At 32.8% G+C, this 2,413-nt stretch carries 2 protein-coding genes and 1 pseudogene; all 3 read left to right on the forward strand.

Annotated elements, in window-relative coordinates; genetic code table 11:
* Positions 1-620, forward strand: a 620-nt coding sequence (locus tag AC5YGI_RS21955) for a hypothetical protein (protein WP_496169805.1), incomplete at its 5' end; no start/stop codon positions are given.
* Positions 621-734: 114 nt separating this feature from the next.
* Positions 735-917: pseudogene (locus AC5YGI_RS21960) on the forward strand (RHS repeat-associated core domain-containing protein); the annotation flags it as partial.
* A gap of 875 nt (positions 918-1,792) precedes the next feature.
* Complete coding sequence (locus AC5YGI_RS21965; RefSeq protein ID WP_330744409.1) at positions 1,793-2,233, forward strand: hypothetical protein; 441 nt, start codon at positions 1,793-1,795, stop codon at positions 2,231-2,233.
* Positions 2,234-2,413 lie beyond the last annotated feature (180 nt).

The raw sequence follows: 2,413 nt of genomic DNA on the forward strand, positions 1-2,413 counted from the left end.
ATTCTCAAAAAAAAATTGCTAATATTACTCTATATAATGAAAGTAATGAAAATATTATAATTCCAATTGATACTACATCATTGCAACCATATTATAGTGATAATTATAATATTATTAAGGATGAATGGATTGATCAATATCCTTTTTTTGGATTGACTATCAATATTTATGATAATTTTGAACAAAAAAATGTAGAAACTTATTTACATTCTGGACTAGATTTATCAGATTTAAAAAAAATAAAAATAAAGAATGACTCTATAAAAAAAGAATTTAATGTCAAAATAGAAAAATGGGGAAAGAAAAACAATGTTCCTAAATCAGATGTCAAAATAAATTATTATATAATGAATAATTTATTGCTTCTTAAACCACAAGAAAAGATTGTATTTCATGTTCCTTTTAATCTAAAAAATATTACAAATAGAGATGTTGGGCCTTTGCAAGGCTTTTATGTTCTAGATAATGAAAAAGAAAATATAGGGTATCTTTCTATTTCAATAGATAAAGAAGCTTACATAAAATATCTTACTAAATCGCAAAGACAAAAGCTTAATAGATATAAACTATTTACGGGTTCTATTAAAAGTAATAAGATTAAGATATTACCCATAGAATAAATTCTCCAAATACAACTATCTTCGGCTGGTACAAGCGTTTCGACTATTTTCCGGTAATGTTAATAAATTAGAGTATTGATTTTCAATACTCTAATTTTAAAAATACTAGTAAATTACCAGTATAACGGTAATGAATTACAAAAGGAAACCGGCTGGAATGATTACGGGGCCAGGATGTATATGTCTGACATTGGAAGATGGGGTGTCGTAGATCCATTGGCAGAAACCTCCAGAAGGTTTACCCCATATAATTATGCTTTTAATAACCCGATGAGCTTTATAGACCCGGATGGAAGGCGTGCCATGTCGCCGGCGGAAAAAGACCCCAGCTCTATGGGCTTTGGAAACGGAATGCTATCCTATTATGCCAGTGGTGGAAAAGGAAGCCGTGCAAACATCATGGCATTTACAGGACAGCAAGACTATTTCTTGGAAGGAGCATATGACGCCAAACCATGGACAGGTGGTGGTGGAGAAACTTTTGGTGAGACTCAGGCTTATAGAGATTTGATGGCATCTATCAAAAATGGAGGAGATTTCTCACTGAAAACCAATAATGGCTATATGAGCTGGTGGACAGGAGAAGCTTTAGGAGATGCCAATACAGCACAAGAAATGGTAGGACATGTATTGAAGCTTGGTGAGAATTTTCCTTCTAATAAAGAAATAACTCCTTGGCAATTAGGTGTAGAGTGGCTTTCAGGAACAGGTCCAAGACATCGAGATTTTACTAATGGAGACTTAATGACAGAAATGTTAAGACAACATAGTTATGTACAAGCCACTAGGGATATTATCCTATCTAAAATGGCTTTAAGTCAAAGTAGTTTAGAGGGATCAAATTCTTATAAGCTAGGTGGTATAAAAGGAGTCGGGCTTTATCTTAAAGATTATTCAACGTTATTAACAGGCGGGTTAACAGGGAATTTAGCAGTAACATATTTAGGATCTTATAACTTAGAATACACGGCAGCAGCATATAATAAGAGTGTAGTTGTTTCATTTCATGTTGAAAATTCTTCTACAATGCAATCTGCTTCCCGCCCTCCTGTGCTTGGCTATCTACCAATTTGGCAACAGACAGCGGGGAAACTTATTAATGAAAAATTTAAAACAGGTTGGGGGTCTAAAACTACTCAATCATTTCACTGGACAGAAGTATTATATCTAAAATGAAAACAAAATTAAAATATTTATTAATTACACTATTAACAATTATGCTATATAGTTGTGGTGAAACTAAGCCAAAACAATCAGATTTTATAGGTACTTGGAAGTCATCTGATAATGCATATATCAAACTAAATAAAAATGGAACTTGTATTTTGAAAGGGGTCGATCATTATAAAATCAGTAGTTTTCCAAAAAATAAAAATAGAAAATTAAATACTGAAGGAACTTGGCAGTTTACAGAAAATGTAGAAAGTGGTATTATTGATAATATAGACAATGGAATTACTATAAAATATAATCTACCCGAGGGAACAAAAGGGGAAATTTTATTTTATATCTCAGGGCAAGGTATCAATGGAAATAATCCACCTTGGAATATTTTTATATGGGAAGGTGATCCTGATGAAATGCTAAAATACGAGTTTGTAAAAAATAATTAAATACATAAGCAACAAACTGCAAGCTAGTGTTAGCGTTCATATCAGGTGTTTCAGATGTGTTGGTAAAAAGACCACCTTGGAAATGCCAGGGTAACCTTTGCCAAAAACAGCACAGGCGCTCCTGAAATTATCGATACCAACAATTATTACCCGTTTGGACTGAACCATATCTCGGGCTCA

The organism is Chryseobacterium sp. CS3K3.1 (assembly GCF_059515165.1).